Source organism: Streptomyces phyllanthi (assembly GCF_009377205.1).
GTDB classification, from domain to species: Bacteria; Actinomycetota; Actinomycetes; order Streptomycetales; family Streptomycetaceae; genus Streptomyces; species Streptomyces phyllanthi.
This window is the reverse complement of sequence record NZ_VJZE01000902.1, coordinates 1-1,368: the sequence shown is the minus strand read 5'-3', so window position 1 is coordinate 1,368 and position 1,368 is coordinate 1. Positions and strand designations below refer to the sequence as shown.

Annotated in this window: 2 protein-coding genes; one reads left to right on the top strand and one right to left on the bottom strand. The window is 73.2% G+C overall.

What is annotated here, in order from left to right; translation table 11 throughout:
- The coding region (locus FNH04_RS45995; RefSeq protein ID WP_152792150.1) for a TIGR03943 family putative permease subunit at nucleotides 1-470 on the top strand (470 nt) is incomplete at its 5' end.
- A gap of 60 nt (nucleotides 471-530) precedes the next feature.
- Here the strand turns inward: FNH04_RS45995 and FNH04_RS45990 are convergent.
- Nucleotides 531-1,313, bottom strand: a complete 783-nt coding sequence (locus FNH04_RS45990) for a hypothetical protein (RefSeq protein ID WP_152792149.1) — start codon at nucleotides 1,311-1,313, stop codon at nucleotides 531-533.
- Nucleotides 1,314-1,368 lie beyond the last annotated feature (55 nt).

Here is a 1,368-nt window from a genome sequence, read left to right as displayed (position 1 = left end):
CCCTTCTGCTCTTCCCTCCCCCGGCCCTCGGTTCGTACAGTGCCGGCCGCGAGGCGGCGGAGTCCGCGGCGCGGGGCGTCGGCACGTTCCCGGAGCTTCCGGCCGGGGATCCCGTCGAGCTGACCCTGGGCGAGTTCAGCTCCCGGGCGATCTACGACAGCGAGCGGTCCCTCCGGGGCCGTACGGTCCGTATGACGGGCTTCGTCACCCACGAGGGCGAAGACGGGGCCAAGGAGGCGGGCACCTGGTATCTCACCCGGCTCCTCGTCTCCTGCTGTGCCGCCGACGCCAGCCCGTACAAGATCGAGGTCCGTGGCGCCGACGCCCCGCCCGACGACACCTGGGTCACCCTCACCGGCACCTGGCACCCCGCGGGCGAACTCGGCTCGGAGGAGGCCTGGCCGCCGGTCCTGGACGTCACGGCGGTCAGGACCGTCGAGGAGCCCGCGAACCCTTACGAGAAGCGCTGAGGCCCCGCACCCAGCTCACACCCAGCTCACGCCTCGCTCACGCCCCGCTCACGCTCCCGCTCACAAGGTGAAGTCCTGGTCCGCGATCACCCGGTCCGCGGCGTCGTACACCGTGACGTGACCGGTGATCCCCGCGAAGTCCGAGGTCTGCGGGACGGAGTCCAGGGCCGGTGTGGTCGCGTACCAGGCGCCCCACTTCTCGTTGCCCGCCAGCCGCAGGACCGTGCCGTCGATCGGTCGGCCCGAGACGGTGGTGATCTCGACGCGGGCGGCCTCGCCCTTGCCGACGTAGACGCCGGAGAGGAAGTAGGTTCCGTCGCCGCTGCCCTGCTCCTGCAGGGTGATGTTGGGCGTGCTCATGTCGAGGTTGCCGTCGACCACGCTGCGGAACCGGGGTTCGGCGTCGGTCTCGTCCGGGAGCTGCCAGAACTTGCCCTCCTCCGTCAGCCAGATCTCCGTGCCGTCCGCGGCCGTCACCCGCTGTCCGGGCTTCACCACCCGCACCTTTCCGGCGCGCGGCGAGTCGGTGGGCGACTGCGAGGGTGCGGAGGGGGACGTGGCCGGAGGCCTGACGTGCTCGGAGGCCGGTTCCGCGGAGGCGACGGTCAGGCGCAGGGTGAACACGGCCAGCGGGGCCAGGAGCAGTCCGATGCCCGCGCTCACCAGGGCGGCCCGGCGGCGGCGCCTGCGGCGGCGGCCGTCGCGCTCGATCGCGGCCAGCGGGACGGGGGGCGGTGTGAAGCCGTACGCGGCCTCGGCGAACGCGTCGCGCAGCCGCCGGTCGGCATCGGGGGCACCGGGCACATCGTCGACGACCGTCTCGGGGGAGGGGTTGTGGTTCACGGGCGGGCTCCGGAGACGCGCGGAGGGGAGACGGAGGGAGAGGCGGTGTGCGGAG